Below are 16,407 nucleotides of genomic sequence, written 5' to 3'. Positions count from 1 at the left end.
GGAAAGCGCCATGCAAACCAATATTCATCCCAAGTTCGAGCAACGCAGTGACATAGACGAAGCGGAGTCCATTCTGCGCAGCTGTGTGCATTGCGGCTTCTGCAATGCGACCTGCCCGACCTATCAAGAACTGGGCGACGAGCGCGATGGCCCGCGCGGGCGCATCTACCTGCTCAAGCAGTTTCTGGAAACCGGCGAAATTACTGAGGCCTCCCAAACGCATCTGGACCGATGCCTGACCTGTCGCAGTTGCGAAACCACCTGCCCTTCGGGCGTTCAGTACGGCCGTCTGATCGATATCGGCCGTGATGTCATGGAAGAGCAGTTGGATCGACCATTTAGGCAAAAAGCCATGCGCTGGGCCCTGCGCAAGGTGTTGCCATACCCCGTCCGGTTCACGCCCCTGTTGCGTCTGGGGCAGGTGTTCAAGCCGCTGCTGCCGGGTGCGCTGAAAGCCAAGGTGCCCGAGTATCAGAAGGCCTTGCCCTGGCCTGCGACCCGCCAGCCGCGCCGCATGCTGACTCTGGCGGGGTGTGCCCAGAGTGCTGCCACACCCAACACCAATGCCAGCGCTGCGCGGGTGCTGGACCGGCTCGGAGTCAGCCTGGTGGAAGCGCCGAAGGCAGGCTGTTGCGGCGCCGTCAGCTATCACCTGGCGGCGCACGACGAAGGCCTGGAGTTCATGCGCCGCAATATCGACGCCTGGTGGCCGGAGATAGAAGCGGGTGCCGAAGCCATTGTGATCAGTGCCTCTGGCTGCGGCGCCATGGTGCAGGACTACGGTGCGCTGCTCAGCGATGACCCGGAGTACGCCGAGAAGGCGGCACGCGTCAGCGCCCTGGCGAAAGACCTGTCGGAAGTCCTGCTGCCGGAAGACCTGACCAAGCTGCAGCCGGCAGAATCACCGCTGAAGACCGCCGTGCATTGCCCCTGCACCCAGCAGCATGCACTGAAGCTGACGGGCACGGTCAAGCGGATTCTGACGCAGGCCGGCATCCCGTTGGCAGAAACAACGGATGATCACCTTTGCTGTGGCTCTGCCGGCACCTATTCCATCCTGCAGCCGGAGATGAGCCAGACATTGCTCGGCAACAAGCTGAAAGCGTTGACCGGTGACAATCCGGACCAGATAGTAACGGCCAATATCGGCTGCCAGATGCACCTGGCGACACGCTCGGACGTGCCGGTCAGACACTGGATCGAGTTGCTGGATGAGCAGGCCCATTAGATTCGTTTTTCAGGTCACCCCTTGCCCGTGAATCGGCACCGGGTTGCAAGCTCTTGCCGCTTGTTTCCGCTCCATACCGCCTGAAAAGGCACTGCCCGTCGCGATCCACCGCAAAACAGCTGGCCAGCCGAAGCTGGCCCGCATCTTGAATAGTCTCTACCACACATTGATCAACAACGGTTAACAGGTGGTGGAGTAGCCATGGAAACAATGGATATCAGCATTCTTATCGGAACCTTCAGTGCCGGCATTCTGACCTGCGGGCTGGCGGCGCTGGTGGCATTGCGTTTTCGCGGTGACGGCCAGGGTGACCCGGCAGAACAGACGCGGCGTGCATTGCTTGAATCGGTGGCGCAGAATGTCAGTGAAGTGCACCATGTCTATCAGCAGTTTCTGGCGCTGGCGCTGGAGTTTTCCCGTCAGGGCAACAGCTGGCCAGCGCACCGCAAGCAGGAACTGCGGCGCACCACGGACGAACTGGTCAAGGTGTTCCGCAATCTGACCGAAGCCGAGGCGACGCTGCTGCTGCTCGGTGAAAAGAAGCTGGAACGTGCCCTGCGCATCTATGGCGCCAAGATCGTGCACCTGCGCCGGCAGATCTATGCCGAGAAGGACAGCTTTACCGGTGATGACATTCACGGCATCGACCAGGTACGTCAGGACATTGCAGAGCTGCGCGAAACTTTCTACGATGCGCTGAGTTCGCGCTTCAAGCTGGCCTGAACCGCCTGTCTTGAAGTCTGCCTGAAATGCGGGGCCATTGGTTTAGGTAAACTGGGCCCCGTTTTTGTGTTGGAGTCCTGTTGCCTTGCCCCTGGTCGAATCCGAGTTCCGTTCGCCGCACTGGTTGCCCGGTGGCCACCTGCAGACCCTGTATCCGTTCTTTTTCCGTCGTCTGAGCCTGGCCAGCGAGCCGGTCGAGATTGCCACGCCGGATGGCGACCGCCTGGTTGCCGACTGGTATCCGCCGCCCGACAGGACGGCTCCGTTGCTGCTGATTGCCCATGGCATGGAGGGCAACTCGCAACGACCCTATGTGCTGGGTCTGGCGCAGGCTGCCCAGCGTCAGGGATTTGCCGTGCTGGCCTGGAACCTGCGCGGCTGCGGTCGGCAGGACAACCTGTTGCCGAAATCTTATTACGCCGGTTGCAGCGATGATCTGAATGCAGTGATCGAATGGGGCAGGGCGCAGCATGCCGGCCCGGTCGTGCTCAGCGGCTTCTCCATGGGCGGCAATATTACCCTGAAATGGCTGGGCGAAGCCGGAGATCAGGCAGCCAGGCTCGGGGTAAAGGCCGCAGCCACCGTGGCGGTGCCCTGTGACCTGATGGGATGCAATACCGAGCTGGAAAAGCCCACCAACACGCTTTATCGCCGCCGTTTCGTGCGCGACCTGCGCCGCCGTCTGCGGGCCAAGGCACTGCGTTTCCCGACCGAGTTCGATCTGCGCCCATTGGAGGATATTCGCACCGTGCGCCAGTTCGACGATCATTACACGGCGCCCATGCATGGCTTCCGCGATGCGGCCCATTATTACAGCGAGTGCAGCGCCAACGGGTTTCTGGAGACCATTCGTGTGCCGACACTGATGCTGAATGCGCGCAATGATCCGTTTCTGAGTGGCAGTTGCTTTCCGACGCAACTGGCGGAGAGGCATGACTGGCTCTGGCTGGAGCAGCCGGCAACGGGCGGGCATGTCGGATTCTATGCTGCCAACGGATATTTCTGGGAGAGCGAACGGCTGGCGGTTTTTCTGCGTCAGCAACTGGCGACAGAATAGTCAGAAAACAGGCTCACACCACGGAAATATGCTATCATCCGGGCGCCATGAGCGAGTCAGTAACCCCCTTCACACCACCGGACGAGTTTGTTGACCTGGATACCCAGGGGCTGAACTGTCCGGAACCCGTCATGCTGTTGCATGCCGAAGTCCGAAAAGCGGGCCCGGGTGATGTGATCCGGGTACTGGCTTCTGATCCGTCAACCCAGCGTGACATCCCGCGTTTCTGCCAGTATCTGGGGCATGAACTGTTGCGGGCGCAGGGCGATGACGGGTTATACACCTATTGGATAAGAACCGCCGCGTCCTGAGGCCCGATTTCGACTGGAATCGGGGATCTGCTCTGGCCAACTGTTTTGGGCGCTGCGGCACAGCGGATAAGAGAACGTATTGCTATGTCGACAGACCTGAAACAACCCCTGCCTTTCAAGGCTCTACCCCTGCCCGGTGCCCTGAAAAAGGCGCTGGATGAAATGAAGTTTACCGAATGCACGCCGATTCAGCAGCAGGTGCTGCCCTTTGCTTTGCGCGGCCGTGACTGCATTGGCCGGGCCCAGACGGGCACGGGTAAAACAGCGGCGTTTCTGCTGGCGGTCATGAGCGACCTGCTGTATCAGCCGCTGCCGGAGCAGTTCCAGGGCGAGCCGCGGGCGGTCATTCTGGCCCCAACGCGCGAACTGGCCCTGCAGATTGCCGCCGATGCGGAACTGCTGGCACAGTTTACCGACCTGGAAATCCACACGCTGGTTGGCGGGCTGGACATGCAGAAGCAGCGCAAAGGGCTGCAGACACGGCATGTGGACCTGCTGATTGCCACGCCCGGTCGCCTGATGGACTTCGTGCGTCAGCGTGCTGTTTTCCTTGATCAGACCGAGGTCTTTGTCATAGACGAAGCCGACCGTATGCTGGATATGGGCTTTATACCGGACATCAAGTACATAGAGCGGGCCATGCCACCGAGCAAGGAGCGCCAGACCTTGCTGTTTAGCGCTACCTTCACGCAGGACATCCTCAACCTGTCGGAGCGCTGGACAAATAACGCGGAATTTGTCGACATTGCACCGGAGTTCACGACGGCCGAGAAAGTCGAGCAGAAGCTGTATCTGACCTCCACCGACGAGAAGATGGGTCTGCTGCAGGCCATTCTCGAGCAGGAAGAAGTGACCAAGGCCATCATTTTTGCCAACCGTCGCGATCTGGTGCGCAAGCTGTTCGAGAAGCTCAAGTCTTCACCGCACAAGGTGGCCATGCTGTCGGGTGAGATTACCCAGGACAAGCGCCTGAAAACACTGGCCGGCTTCAAGACCGGCGATATCGATATCCTGGTGGCCACGGATGTGGCGGGCCGTGGTCTGCATGTGGATGATGTCAGCCATGTCATCAACTTCACGTTGCCGGAAGACCCGGAAGACTATGTACACCGCATTGGCCGTACCGGTCGTGCCGGGGCCGAGGGTCGTTCCTACAGCTTTGTCTGTGAAGACGATGCCTTTCTGGTGGAAGACCTGCAGAAGTTTATCGGACAGAGTCTGCAGATAGAGCACCCGCCCGAGCATCTCATGGCTCATGCGCATACTGGCTGACGAAAACATGCCGGCGGTGGCGGCGCTGTTCGACGATGTCGCCACCGAAATCAGAACCTGCCCCGGGCGCACCATGACGCCCGCGGCGCTGGCTGATGTGGATGTGCTGCTGGTGCGCAGCGTCACCCGAGTGGATGCCGATCTGCTCTCCCGCGCCGATCATCTGCGCTTTGTCGGTAGTGCCACCATCGGCACTGACCATGTCGATCGGGCCTGTCTTGCCGACCGTTCCATTCCCTTTGCCTGGGCGCCCGGCTGCAATGCACTGGGTGTTGTCGACTTTGTGCTGGGTGCACTGCTGCTGCAGTTTCCCGATGACCCTGCTGCGCTGCGAAAGAAACGGGTTGCCGTAGTCGGCGCCGGTAATGTCGGGGGGCGTCTGGTCAGCCGCTTGCGGGCGCTGGGTCTACAGGTGGATGTTTGTGACCCACCGCGAGAAGCCACTGGCGAACCCGGACCCGACGGTGCGCCTGAATCCCGATTTGTCAGTCTGCAAGAGGCCTTCACAGCCGATATAGTCTGTTGTCATGCGCCACTGACGGTCAGCGGCGGTTGGCCGACTCAGGGTATGGTGACTGCCGACCTGATGATGCAGATGCCGGAGCACGCTATTGTGCTCAATGCCGGGCGCGGGGGAGTGATCGCCTCCGACGTGTTGCGGGAGACTCTGCGCCGGCGACCCGACCTTCAGTTGCTGCTGGATGTCTGGGATCCGGAGCCTGACCTGCCTCTGGATATTATGGCCCACACCCGCATGGCCACTGGCCATATTGCCGGCTACTCGCTGGAGGGCCGGGTGCGGGGCACCTGGATGCTGCGCCGGGCGGTGGCCGAAGAGCTTGGGCTGGCACCACCGGTGCAGTCGGTTACCGACCTGCTGCCACGCGCTCCGACAATTTCGTTGAATGCGGCTGAACTGCCGGATGACGCCTGGCAGGTACTGCGGGAGGCCGTGCTGCGTGTCTGCGACCCGGTAGGTGATGATCAGCGGTTTCGTGAGGCTATTGGTGCGGTGTCGGCGAAGGACAGAGGCTCGGCGTTTGATGCCTATCGGCGTGATTATGCCGGGCGCGCCGCTCCTCGGCGCGAGCTGGGGTCGACGGTGATCGAGCATCAGGGGTTGGGAGACGAGGCACTGCGCCTGCTGCGCACCGCGGGCTTTATTGTGCGGTAGGAGCGCCGGTCCGACGCCTCGGCCCCGTTGCGCGATGGGGCCGCAGGCCCCTATGCAGGGCGGCTCCGCCGCCAAGCGCAGATAAATCATCGCCTACAAATGTGCCTCTATTGTAGGCGCCGGCCTTGGCCGCGCTCGGGGCCGCAGGCCCCCAATCAAACCCTGAAATACCGACCCGCCGAGGCCACCAGTACACTCTGCACCGCTGCCTCCATATCCTGCGACGATCCGGTGAGCAACGCCTGCTCCAAGGCATCGATTGGCCGCTGCGAGCTATCCTTGTGCCAGCCACACAACAACGCCAGTGACTTCTCGGTCAGCACACAGTGGTTGAAACCGACCTGCTGATCCTGCGAGGTGTAGGTCAGGTAGCCTTCCCGGGCCAACCACAGAATAGTGGCCAGACAGGCCAGATGGCGCGGGCTGTGCTGACCAAACTCGTCGAAATCATGCGGCCCGCAGATATCATCGACCCACAGAGGCTCTTCGCGCGGAAAGCACCGATACCGGTTGATCAGGATGCGCCCGGTGTCGTTGTAGAAATCGGTCATGTGAATGTCCGGCGGAATCGCCGAACGACTCAGAAAATCCGGCTGTCTATTGCTGTCGGTAGCCATCCAGAAAACGCTCCAGCTTCTCAAGGCATTCCGTCAGGTCTTCACGGTTGGGCAGGAAGACGATGCGGAAATGGTCAACTTCGGGCCAGTTGAAGGCCCGCCCGTGCACCATCAGTATTTTCTGCTCGCGCAGGAAATCGAGAATGAATTTTTCGTCGTTGTGGATATTGAAACGCCGGGTATCAATTTTCGGGAACAGATACAGGGCGCCCTTGGGCTTCACACAGGTAATGCCGGGAATCGAGGTCAGCATCTCGTGGGCCAGGTTGCGCTGTTCATACATGCGCCCGCCGGGTGCGGTCAGGTCGTATATGGTCTGATAGCCACCCAGTGAAGTCTGTATGGCCAGTTGCGCTGGCACATTGGAGCACAGGCGCATATTGGCCAGCATGCTCAAGCCTTCCATCAGGTCGCGGGCCCGGTGCTTGGGGCCACTCAGCATCATCCAGCCAGAGCGGAAACCGGCCAGGCGATAGACCTTGGACAGGCCGTTGAAGGTGATGCACAGGACATCATCGCAAAGCTCTGCAACCGAGTGATGGGGTGTGTCATCGAAGGTGATCTTGTCGTAGATCTCGTCAGCCAGCAGCAGCAGGCTGTGCTGGCGGGCCAGTTCAATGACTTCTTCGAGCAGTTCCTTCGAATAGACAGCGCCGGTCGGATTGTTCGGGTTGATCAGCACGATCGCCTTGGTGCGGTCGGTGATCTTGGCCTTGATGTCGTCTATGTCCGGATACCAGTCCTGCTGTTCGTCACACATGTAGTGGACAGCCTGGCCACCCGACAGTGTGACCGCGCCGGTCCACAGCGGGTAGTCGGGGGCGGGTACCAGCACCTGGTCGCCGTCATTGAGCAGGGCCTGCATGGTCATGACGATCAACTCGCTGACGCCATTGCCGAGAATGATGTCTTCCACATCGACATTGGCGACGCGCTTTTGCTGGTAGTACTGCATGACCGCCTTGCGCGCCGGATAGATGCCCCGGGAATCGCTGTAGCCTTCCGCCGAATTCAGGTTGCGGATGACATCGGTAATGATCTCGTCAGGTGCGTTGAAACCAAACGGGGCCGGGTTGCCGATGTTCAGCTTGAGGATGCGGTGGCCCTCATCCTCCAGGCGCTTGGCTTCCTGCAATACGGGGCCACGAATGTCATAAAATACATTGGCCAGCTTAAGGGACTTCTTGAAATCCATCTTGGGTCGATTCCACTCGGTATGTCATGGGGCGCGCTGACCAGTGCCGAACAACGTGTGGGCGACTGTCGGAAAGGCCAGAGGTATGGTGCTCAGTTGATGTCAGGCCATGTTACCGCAGGCCACGCTAGTCGTCATAGAGTTGTTTCTTCTTCCAGCCTTCCTCTTCTTCCATCCATTTGTCCATTTCCTTCTGCATGGCCGCAGTCTGGGCTTCGTTGCGCTCGCGGTTGATTTCCTTCCATTCTTCCTGCAGCTTGCGGATCTCCGATCGACATTGTGCCATGCGCTGCTGGTACTGGGCCGACAGGCGGCTCTGACCATAGGTTTCCATGGCACGGCGCCACAATGCAGTGGCTTCACGAAACCGCTTTTGCCGGCGGGCATACTGGGCTTTGGCGATGTAGAACTCGGCACCGGTCTGAACCAATCGATTCTCGATTTCGTCAAGTAAAGCCTGAGCCTCCTGACGCGTAATCTGGCGCTGTTCGTAGGCGACCTTGATATAGCGGTAGAGGGACTTGAGGCCGGCCCGGGCTTTGTTGGCGACCGAAATATCGGTAATCGGCTCGTGCTCGCTCTCACCCTGATAGTTCGCCTGCACCAGACGCCGATGCTCTATGGCCTCCTCCAGGTCCATTTGCAGAAACCGGCTGCTGTGGCGATCGAGCTCCATCATCTGCTTGAGGTTGGTGATCAGAGTGCGGTAAATGAAGTCTTTCAGGGCACGAGACAGAAAGTTGTCGGGCAGTGAGCGAAGCATAGCCTGAAGCTTCTTGTTTTCAGTGCCCAGTTGCAGGAGCTTTTCTCGGCTGGCCTGCAAGTTGCGGTACCGCACATGCATCCACGCCATGGCACCCATCAGAACCAGGGCCAATACCACCAGGCTTACCGTTATAATGAAATCCATAGACGCAAGGCGCTCCACTTGACTTCATGCAGTGTAAATAATTATCAGGGTCAGCAAAACCGCTACTTTTCCTCATTGTGAACCAGCGCGCGCTCTGCACTTGCCGAGAGTCAGGCGCTGATGAATCCCTGTATCGCTCCGAAGGCAAGTCGGCGCAACCAAAAATGCGCACTTGATGGCACCAATATAGTGCCAGATGCTGGAAATGCACCTAAATAGTGCATATTTCGGCATGAAATGGGTCCTGAAGATGGGTCAAATAGGGTGTCAGTTGCCAAAAGCGGGTATTTGCCGCAGCATGAATCGGCTTTTCAGTAACAGCAAGCAGTTTAGGGCAATCGAAATATGACTGATACCTGGCGTCGGATTTACACCGACATGGATGGTACCTTGTTGGACCATCACACCTACGATTGGGCGCCGGCCGCACCGCTTCTGCAAGCCTGTGCCCGCAACGATATCCTCGTCATCCCCAACACCAGCAAGACAGCAGATGAACTCGAAATGTGGCTGGACCGTCTTGACCTGCCCGGTTACGGCGTTGCAGAGAATGGCGGTATGATTCTGCTACCCGAATCGCATGACTATTGGCGCAGCCACGAACCCGAGTGGGAGGGCGCCCGCACACTGGGTTTTCTGATGACCCGGCCTTACGGTGCCGTTTGCCAATGGCTCAGTGAAGTGCGCACCCGGCACGATTTTCGCTTTACCGGGTTTCATGATGTTGAAGTCGAGACGGTGATGGCCTGGACCGGGCTGAGCGAAGAAGAGGCGACGCTGTCCATGCGCCGACAGTGTGGGGAACCCCTGGTGTGGGAAGGCGACGACGAGTCGTACCAGAAGTTTGCAGGCCTGGCGCGAGCAGACGGATGGAGCGTCACCCGAGGAGGGCGTTTCGTGCATGTGGGTGATGATACCAGCAAGGCAACGGCCATGCGCTGGCTGGAGTCTCACCTGCCTGAACCGGGTCATGCCATGGCGCTGGGCGACGGCGAGAACGACCGCACCATGCTGGAGAATGCCGACAGTGCAGCGGTTATACGCAACGGCAAAGGCGAGCACCTGCAGTTGGAACGCGCCGATGCCTATTATACCGATGCTGCCGGTCCCAAAGGCTGGGTTGAAGGGGTACAGCACTGGCTCGCACGCGAAGGCATCCGACTCGACTGACACCAACGATAATGAAACTGGGAGTGCAATGGTATGGGTGATTTCTTTCAGAACGGCGTGATCGCCAATCTGCACAATCTGGTCGACAGGCCACTGGAAAGCCTGGAAGCTGAGCTCAGAGGGTTTGCCCGCAGCAACCCGATGGCACTGGTACTGCCTTCGTTGTATTCCGAGCTCCAGCAGCCGGCACTCGAGGGAATGGTGGATGAGCTGAAAGAAGTCAACTACCTCAATGAGGTGGTGGTGGGCCTGGATCGCGCCAACCGGGAAGAGTTCGAGCACGCCAAGGAATATTTCGCGCGCATGAACCAGCCGCTGCGCATTCTCTGGAATGACGGACCGCGCCTGCGCAAGATAGACCGCCAACTGGAAGACCTGGGCCTGGCCCCGCAGGACCCGGGCAAGGGGCGCAATGTCTGGTATTGCTATGGCTACATTCTGGCCTCGGGCAAGGCGAAAGCCGTCGCCATGCATGATTGCGACATCAAGACCTACAATCGGGACATGCTGGCCCGCCTGATCTACCCGGTGGCCAACCCGAAATTCCGCTATCAGTTCTGCAAGGGCTATTACGCCCGGGTGGCAGACAACAAGCTGAATGGCCGCGTTTGCCGGCTCCTGGTATCGCCGTTGATTCGCAGTCTGCGCAAGGTGATTGGCCCGGATCCGTTCCTGGATTATCTGGACAGCTTCCGTTATGTGCTGTCGGGGGAGTTTTCCCTGCGCACCGATGTGCTGCCGAACATGCGTATTCCCAGTGACTGGGGTCTGGAGATCGGGATTCTCAGTGAGCTGTTCCGCAACTATTCCAACCGCAGTGTCTGCCAGGTCGACATCGCCGACATCTATGATCACAAGCATCAGCCCCTGTCGAAGGATGACGCGACAGCCGGCTTGGCCAAAATGAGTCTGGATATCAGCAAGTCTGTCTTTCGCAAGCTGGCCACTAATGGGCAGGTGCTGTCGGAAGAGCATTTCAGATCGATCAAGGCAGCCTACTATCGCATCGCGCTGGATTTTGTCGGCATGTACTACGACACCGCCACCATCAACGGTCTGAAGGTTGACCGGCATGCGGAAGAAGAGGCTGTCGAACTGTTTGCCAGCACCATCATGGAAGCCGGCAAGCAGTATCTGGAAAACCCCATGGCGACTCCGTTCATCCCCAGTTGGAACCGCATCCAGGCCGCTGTGCCGGATGTCCTCGAGCAGATCTACGACGCGGTGGAGCTGGACAACAACTGATCGCCTTCACTGTTAACCCGGCAGATCGGGTTCGTTGTGTTGCAGCAACGATACCCACTGCCGGTTTTCTGTTTCCAGCGTCTCTGTCAAGGCGCTGACCAGGCCGCGCAGCTCTCTTGTGCGGGCCCAGGCTTCTGCCTCGTCATTGATCTGGATGCCGCTCTCGGTGACATCCCGGTGCAGGGTAAGTGCTGTATCCAGCGTGCGCAGCTGGTGCAGCGTGTGCTGTGCCATGGCCGATACCCGCGCCACCTCATTCTGATTCAGCACCCCGTGGATGGCAGCCCCCCAGGCCGGAAAGAACGCTGTGAAGAACAGTATGCCGGGCAGCGTGAACAGGAAGTGACTGAGCACGGCCAGAAAGGTCATGCCGAACAGCACCAGAGAAAAGCGGTGCAACCGGTGGTGGTCTTCATGCAATTTGTGGTGCAGGTGCGCAAAGTAGCGCCGGTTGCTGGACAGCGCATGCCGGGTCAGATTCAGCGTGGCTTCGTTGTGGTGCGTGATGCGAAACCAGGGCTTGCCAGTCGCGCTGCGCGGCAGGCCCTCGGCGATCAGAATACGCTGCAGAATCCACGACTCCGGGTGCAGCGGCCGCATGGTGACGCCATCGCCTCTGCGGTCTGGTGTCCACAGGCGCTGGCGCATGCAATCGGGAAGTACCAGCAATGGAAACCCCAGGCGCAGTATGCGCAATTGCTCGGTCATGAAGCGATAGCCCATCCAGCGTCGGTGCCAGCCCTGCAGGCGCGCCCCCAGCACCTTGCTCACGATCAGGCGCAGCAGCAGAAACTCCAGGATCACCCAGACCAGACTCAGGCCGCCGATACTGGCTGGCCAGAGATAGATGGCACCCGCGACGGCACAGAAAACGGCCATGGCAGCGGCATAGAAGATCAACCAGGTATCATCCCGGTAACGCATGGCGCACCGTCTTGCCTGCTGCTCGCCAAAAGCGAAGTAGTGGGGCAGAAACTGCTCTCGGATCGGGCTATCCGGTTCTGGTTCAGTCTGGCGTGGCGGTGGTGACTGCTGACTCTGGCGCAGGCGCTCGCGGACCTCACTCGGACTGGTTTTGATCAGGCTGGCCAGAGCTGTATGCAGGCGGCTGGTAATGCGTTCATGCCATTGCGGAGGCGGAGCACTCATGGTGAGGTACTCGAGCACCTGATATCCAGGGGAGGGCCGCGGGGTATCCACCATGGCCCTGAGCCAGGCACGGAAACCTTGCCACCACTGCCACAGGTTGGGTGGTGCTGGTCCCGGATGACGACCTGAAAGATGGCGCACCCACTGCCAGCCCAGTTGGGGCAGGGTGTGTTGACGGGCCAGCACCTCGCGCTGCCGACGTTCCGGGTTATGGTCATCCAGACTGTCTGCGAAGGGCAGCAGCAGGCCCCGCATCCAGCGTTGCATCAGATGGCGGAAGGCTGCGCTGTCAGCGGGCAGCGTCGAGAACAGTTTTTGCACCATGTCGGGGGTGGCACCCAGCACTTCCAGCTCCGCCAGTGCCGTGTCGGTCAGGCGTTCCGGGTCGGTCAGGTGCACCCGTGGCGGCTGGTCGGCCCTCGGCTGAATCCATACAACCGGTGTGCGCCGCAGCAAAGCCGTGCGCACGGCCAGTGCCGTACCACTGCGCATCGGGAAGGGTTCTTCGCCGTCCCAGACGGCAATCATCAGATCGGAAAAGCACAGCGCCAGGTCATCGCGCAGACTGTAATCTTCCTGCCGCAGCTTGCGCTGCAGGTGGCGCGTGGGGCGCATGCCAAGCGCTATGGCACGGCGTGCTTCAGGTTGGGTGAAGGCGGCGTCAGCGGCCCGACCGGGAGCGATGATATTGAGGCGGTAGCCGCATTGCTCGGCCAACTGTGCGGCGGTTTCATCGGTACCCGAGGCATCACCGGTAAACAGCCGGTAGGCCGGTGTAAGGCCGCGATATACAGGATGACCATCCTTGAAGGCCTCGGCGGCGCACTCTTGCACAGTGAGCAGCACCTGCTTCAATGCTACGGCGATGTCGTTGAAGGGGGGTGTCTGGCCCTGTCGTACCAGGCGGGGCTGTCGATGGCCCGCCACCATGACGCCGAGCGCCGGCAGAAAAGCATCGCGACCGGGCTCTATGGGGGCGTCATGATTATAGGTATCAGTGGGCATGGGCTCATCATGCCACTCTGGGGCCTCCGGTCAAATCCGGAATACGCCGACCCGCGCAGTCAGTTGCTCTGCCAGATCCGACAGTTCACTGCTGGCACTGGCCACCTGCTCGGAGCTGGACGAACTGGCCTGGGTGGCCGTGTTGATCCGCTCAATGGCCTGGCTCACCTCGGCGGCGACCTGGGTCTGCTGCTCTGAAGCGCTGGCAATCTGATTGTTCATGTCAGTCAGCGACGAGACATATCCGCGTATCCGCTCCAGGGCCGACGCAGAATCCTGTGTTTTGGTCACCGTGTTCTGGGCCAGCTCACGGCTGCTTTCCATCACTTCGCTGGCCTGTGTCGAGCCGGTCTGCAACTCACCGATCATGCGGCTGATTTCTCGCGTTGATTCCTGAGTACGGCTGGCCAGCGAGCGCACCTCGTCTGCGACCACGGCGAAGCCACGACCATGCTCTCCGGCGCGCGCGGCTTCGATGGCCGCATTCAATGCCAGCAGGTTGGTCTGTTCGGCGATCGCGCTGATCACTTCAATGATGCCCTCGATTTCGCTGCTTTGCGAAGACACCTGCTGCACTCGGCGAGCCGCTTCTTCCAGCGTTTCGGCAAGCCGGTTCATGGCTTCGGTAGAGGAACGTACCGTCGAATTGCCGGTATCCACTTCCTGATCCGCAGTCTGCGTGGCTTCGGCGGCGCGGGTGGCCTGCTCGGTTACTTCACGCACCGAGGCCGTCATCTGGCTGATGGCTGTGGCAATCTGCTCGGTTTCGCGGGACTGCAGCAGAATTTGCTGATTGTTGTCACCGGCGGTAGAGCGCAGTTCCAGTGAGGCGCGGGTCAGATCATCCGCCGCCGACCGCACGTCCAGAATCGTCTCGGACAGTTGCCGGCCCATGCGATTGAGGTGATCCATGACGCTGTCCGGGTGACGGGATTCCTGGAGCTCGGTGAGATCACCTTCCGCCATCCGCCTGATGGCAGCAGAAACCGCTTCGGGCTCGGCACCCAGAGTGCGCCTCAGGTTGATGATGATGGCGGCAGAAATCACGGCACTGGCCAGCAGGGCAATGGCGGCGACCAGTACCATGGCACGGCCGAACCCGCCGGCAATGGCCTGGACACGGCTGATGTCCGTCTGGATTTCTGCTTCCTGATAATCGATGAACACATTGATCCGATTCAGCCATTCGGTATAGCGGGCTGACACATCATTCAGCAATAGCTCTCGCGCCGCATCGATGTCGCCATTGCGGCGCAGGGTCAGCAGGCGGTCGGTGGCTTCCAGAGTCTGGGTTTCGATGTCATTGATGCGGTCCATCAACTGGTGTTCTTCCGGCCCTGCGTCAGAGGCACTCATGGCCAGACTCATGGGCTGGGCGGACGCCTGATAGAAGGCATCCAATTCATCGATCTGGGCCAGAAAACCGCGCAGATCAGTGTCATTGTCCGTGAGCACCGCATCGCGGATGGCAATGGCTCTGTCATGCACGCTGCCACGGAAATTGATCGCATAGCGCTGCTTTTGCGTGGCGCCTTCGTTGACTTCGGTGAGGGTGCTGTCAATGATGCTGACCCGCTGTATGCCAAACAGCGTAATGATGACCATAAGCGCCACGACCAGGCCGAAGCCCAGGCCAAGACGCTGAGCCAGGGTAAGTTTGATGCGCATAACGACTGCTTCTCTGTCAGGGGCGCTGTGCCCCGCGCTGGCGGGACTGTTGAAGCGCGGGTTTTAGTTGCATGGGTTTACGCCGGTGTGTTCGGTTTGGTTCAATATATGTCCTGATTCAATGTGATAGTTTATTGCTATTATTGATTTGAGCTGCTGCGCGCAGCGCCATGCTATGGCACTCTGTTGCCATGAAACAGGAGCGGGAGGTCGAGGCAGGCATGAAAGCTGGAAAACTGGGACGTTGGGCAGGCAGTTTTCTGCTGCTGGTCATGGTGGTTGTTGTCGCCGGTGGCGGGTTCGTCTACTGGCAGTTGAGTGGAAGTCTGGCTCAGTTGGACGGCGAAGTGCGCCACAACAGCCTGTCGGTGCCGGTACTGGTGGAGCGCGATGCGCAAGGCATACCCCGCATCATATCTCAGGAACGCGCGGATTCGGCTTTTGCACTCGGCTTCCTGCATGCCCAGGAACGCTATTTTCAGATGGATCTGTTGCGCCGTAATTCGGCCGGTGAGCTCAGCGCACTGTTTGGCGAAGTGGCTCTGGATCATGATCGCACCATCCGCCGCCACCAGTTCAGGCAGCGCGCGCTGGCCGCCTATGAGGCATTGCCGGAAGATCAGAAGACTGTTCTGGATGCCTATGTCGAGGGCGTCAATCATGGCCTGGGCGAGTTGCGCAGCAAACCCTTCGAATACTGGCTGCTCGGTCAGGAGCCACTGCCCTGGCTGCTGGAAGATACGTTTCTCACCCTCTATTCCATGTATCTGGACCTGCAGCCCAACTTTTCAGAACAGATTGTCAGCCGTGGCGTGATGCGGGATCTGCTGCCGGCGGACTGGTTTGCTTTTCTGCAGCCGGACGGCGGCGAATGGGATGCCCCCCTGCACGGTGATGCACTGACCTTTGATGCGTGGCTACCGGAGCAGCCGCTGTCCGATTTCCGCAGCTCTGATGCCGCCGATGCCTTTCGTTATCAGGACCCCATCCAGCTTGGCTCGAACAACTGGTCGGTTGGCGGGGCGCTCACCGGCACGGGCAGTGGCATGGTGGCCAATGATATGCACCTGGGTCTGAATGTGCCCAATATCTGGTATCGCGCAACCTGGAATATACCGGGTGAAAACCGCCAGATCAGCGGGGCCACCTTGCCTGGAGCACCAGCCATGGTGGTGGGCTCCAATCAGAGAATTGCCTGGGGTTATACCAACAGCAATGCCGATTTTCAGGATGTGGTACTGCTGCAGACCCGCGACGACCAGCAGGAATACCTGACGCCTGATGGCTGGGAGCCGATGCAGGAGACTGCCGAAGTGATCGAGGTGGCAGACGGCGAACCATTTACCATAACCGTGCGACATACCCGTTGGGGGCCAGTCATCGGACGCAACCATCAGGATCAACTGATGGTGATGCGCTGGGTGGCCCACGATGTGGAAGGGGCCAACCTGAACAACATGGCACTGGAACTGGCAACGACTGTGGAAGAAGCACTGCCAATTGCCCAGCAGGCCGGTATTCCCGGGCAGAACTTCGTGGTGGTGGATGATCAGGGTCAACAGGCCTGGACCATCATGGGGCGTCTGCCGGAGCGTTTTGGTGACTTTGACGGGCGTGAACCGCGTGACTGGTCGGATGGCTCGGTGGGGTGGGCCGGTTATCTTGCACCGGAGTCCTATCCGG

General features: G+C 59.8%; 14 protein-coding genes. 9 read left to right on the top strand and 5 right to left on the bottom strand.

What is annotated here, in order from left to right; genetic code table 11:
- Window positions 1-10: 10 nt before the first annotated feature.
- The 6 genes from glcF (at window position 11) to LAT62_RS02740 (ending at window position 5,765) form a co-directional block, all read left to right on the top strand.
- The gene (glcF, locus tag LAT62_RS02765; protein WP_293378601.1) at window positions 11-1,228 is read left to right on the top strand and encodes a glycolate oxidase subunit GlcF; all 1,218 of its coding nucleotides are present in this window, start codon (window positions 11-13) and stop codon (window positions 1,226-1,228) included.
- Window positions 1,229-1,429: 201 nt separating this feature from the next.
- Window positions 1,430-1,951 (top strand): hypothetical protein, encoded by a 522-nt coding sequence (locus tag LAT62_RS02760; protein ID WP_293378599.1) that lies wholly within the window; start codon window positions 1,430-1,432, stop codon window positions 1,949-1,951.
- Between the two features lie 85 nt (window positions 1,952-2,036).
- On the top strand, window positions 2,037-3,008 hold the full coding sequence (locus LAT62_RS02755) for an alpha/beta fold hydrolase (protein WP_293378597.1): 972 nt from the start codon (window positions 2,037-2,039) through the stop codon (window positions 3,006-3,008).
- Window positions 3,009-3,055: 47 nt separating this feature from the next.
- The gene (tusA, locus tag LAT62_RS02750) at window positions 3,056-3,319 is read left to right on the top strand and encodes a sulfurtransferase TusA (protein ID WP_293378594.1); all 264 of its coding nucleotides are present in this window, start codon (window positions 3,056-3,058) and stop codon (window positions 3,317-3,319) included.
- An 84-nt stretch (window positions 3,320-3,403) separates the two neighbouring features.
- Window positions 3,404-4,591 (top strand): DEAD/DEAH box helicase, encoded by a 1,188-nt coding sequence (locus LAT62_RS02745; protein ID WP_293378591.1) that lies wholly within the window; start codon window positions 3,404-3,406, stop codon window positions 4,589-4,591.
- The gene (locus LAT62_RS02740) at window positions 4,575-5,765 is read left to right on the top strand and encodes a 4-phosphoerythronate dehydrogenase (RefSeq protein WP_293378589.1); all 1,191 of its coding nucleotides are present in this window, start codon (window positions 4,575-4,577) and stop codon (window positions 5,763-5,765) included. The genes LAT62_RS02745 and LAT62_RS02740 overlap by 17 nt, the downstream gene beginning before the upstream one ends.
- 155 nt (window positions 5,766-5,920) lie before the next feature.
- On the opposite strand, the gene LAT62_RS02735 is transcribed toward LAT62_RS02740, so the two are convergent.
- The 3 genes from LAT62_RS02735 to LAT62_RS02725 form a co-directional block, all read right to left on the bottom strand.
- Window positions 5,921-6,382 carry a hypothetical protein gene (locus LAT62_RS02735; RefSeq protein ID WP_293378586.1) on the bottom strand — a complete coding sequence of 154 codons (462 nt, stop codon included), beginning with the start codon at window positions 6,380-6,382 and terminating at the stop codon, window positions 5,921-5,923.
- The gene (locus tag LAT62_RS02730) at window positions 6,363-7,577 is read right to left on the bottom strand and encodes a pyridoxal phosphate-dependent aminotransferase (protein ID WP_293378583.1); all 1,215 of its coding nucleotides are present in this window, start codon (window positions 7,575-7,577) and stop codon (window positions 6,363-6,365) included. Before LAT62_RS02730 ends, LAT62_RS02735 begins: the two co-directional genes overlap by 20 nt.
- 127 nt (window positions 7,578-7,704) lie before the next feature.
- Window positions 7,705-8,487, bottom strand: a complete 783-nt coding sequence (locus tag LAT62_RS02725; RefSeq protein WP_293378580.1) for a hypothetical protein — start codon at window positions 8,485-8,487, stop codon at window positions 7,705-7,707.
- 345 nt (window positions 8,488-8,832) lie between these two features.
- On the opposite strand from LAT62_RS02725, the gene LAT62_RS02720 reads away from it, so the two are divergent.
- Window positions 8,833-9,657, top strand: coding sequence for a mannosyl-3-phosphoglycerate phosphatase (locus tag LAT62_RS02720; RefSeq protein ID WP_293378577.1), 825 nt, complete (start codon window positions 8,833-8,835; stop codon window positions 9,655-9,657).
- Between the two features lie 33 nt (window positions 9,658-9,690).
- Window positions 9,691-10,902: a glycosyl transferase gene (locus LAT62_RS02715; RefSeq protein ID WP_293378574.1), complete on the top strand. Its 1,212-nt coding sequence runs from the start codon at window positions 9,691-9,693 to the stop codon at window positions 10,900-10,902.
- 12 nt (window positions 10,903-10,914) lie between these two features.
- Here LAT62_RS02715 and LAT62_RS02710 read toward each other — a convergent pair whose 3' ends face one another.
- A complete protein-coding gene (locus LAT62_RS02710; RefSeq protein ID WP_293378571.1) occupies window positions 10,915-13,056 on the bottom strand; it encodes a hypothetical protein in 2,142 nt (713 codons plus the stop codon).
- 30 nt (window positions 13,057-13,086) lie between these two features.
- On the bottom strand, window positions 13,087-14,724 hold the full coding sequence (locus tag LAT62_RS02705; RefSeq protein WP_293378569.1) for a methyl-accepting chemotaxis protein: 1,638 nt from the start codon (window positions 14,722-14,724) through the stop codon (window positions 13,087-13,089).
- 221 nt (window positions 14,725-14,945) lie between these two features.
- Here LAT62_RS02705 and LAT62_RS02700 point away from each other — a divergent pair.
- The coding region (locus LAT62_RS02700; RefSeq protein ID WP_293378566.1) for a penicillin acylase family protein at window positions 14,946-16,407 on the top strand (1,462 nt) is incomplete at its 3' end.

Origin of the sequence: Natronospirillum sp., assembly GCF_022565775.1 — a bacterium.
Taxonomy (GTDB): Bacteria; Pseudomonadota; Gammaproteobacteria; order Pseudomonadales; family Natronospirillaceae; genus Natronospirillum.
This window is presented reverse-complemented; position numbering and strand designations above follow the sequence as displayed.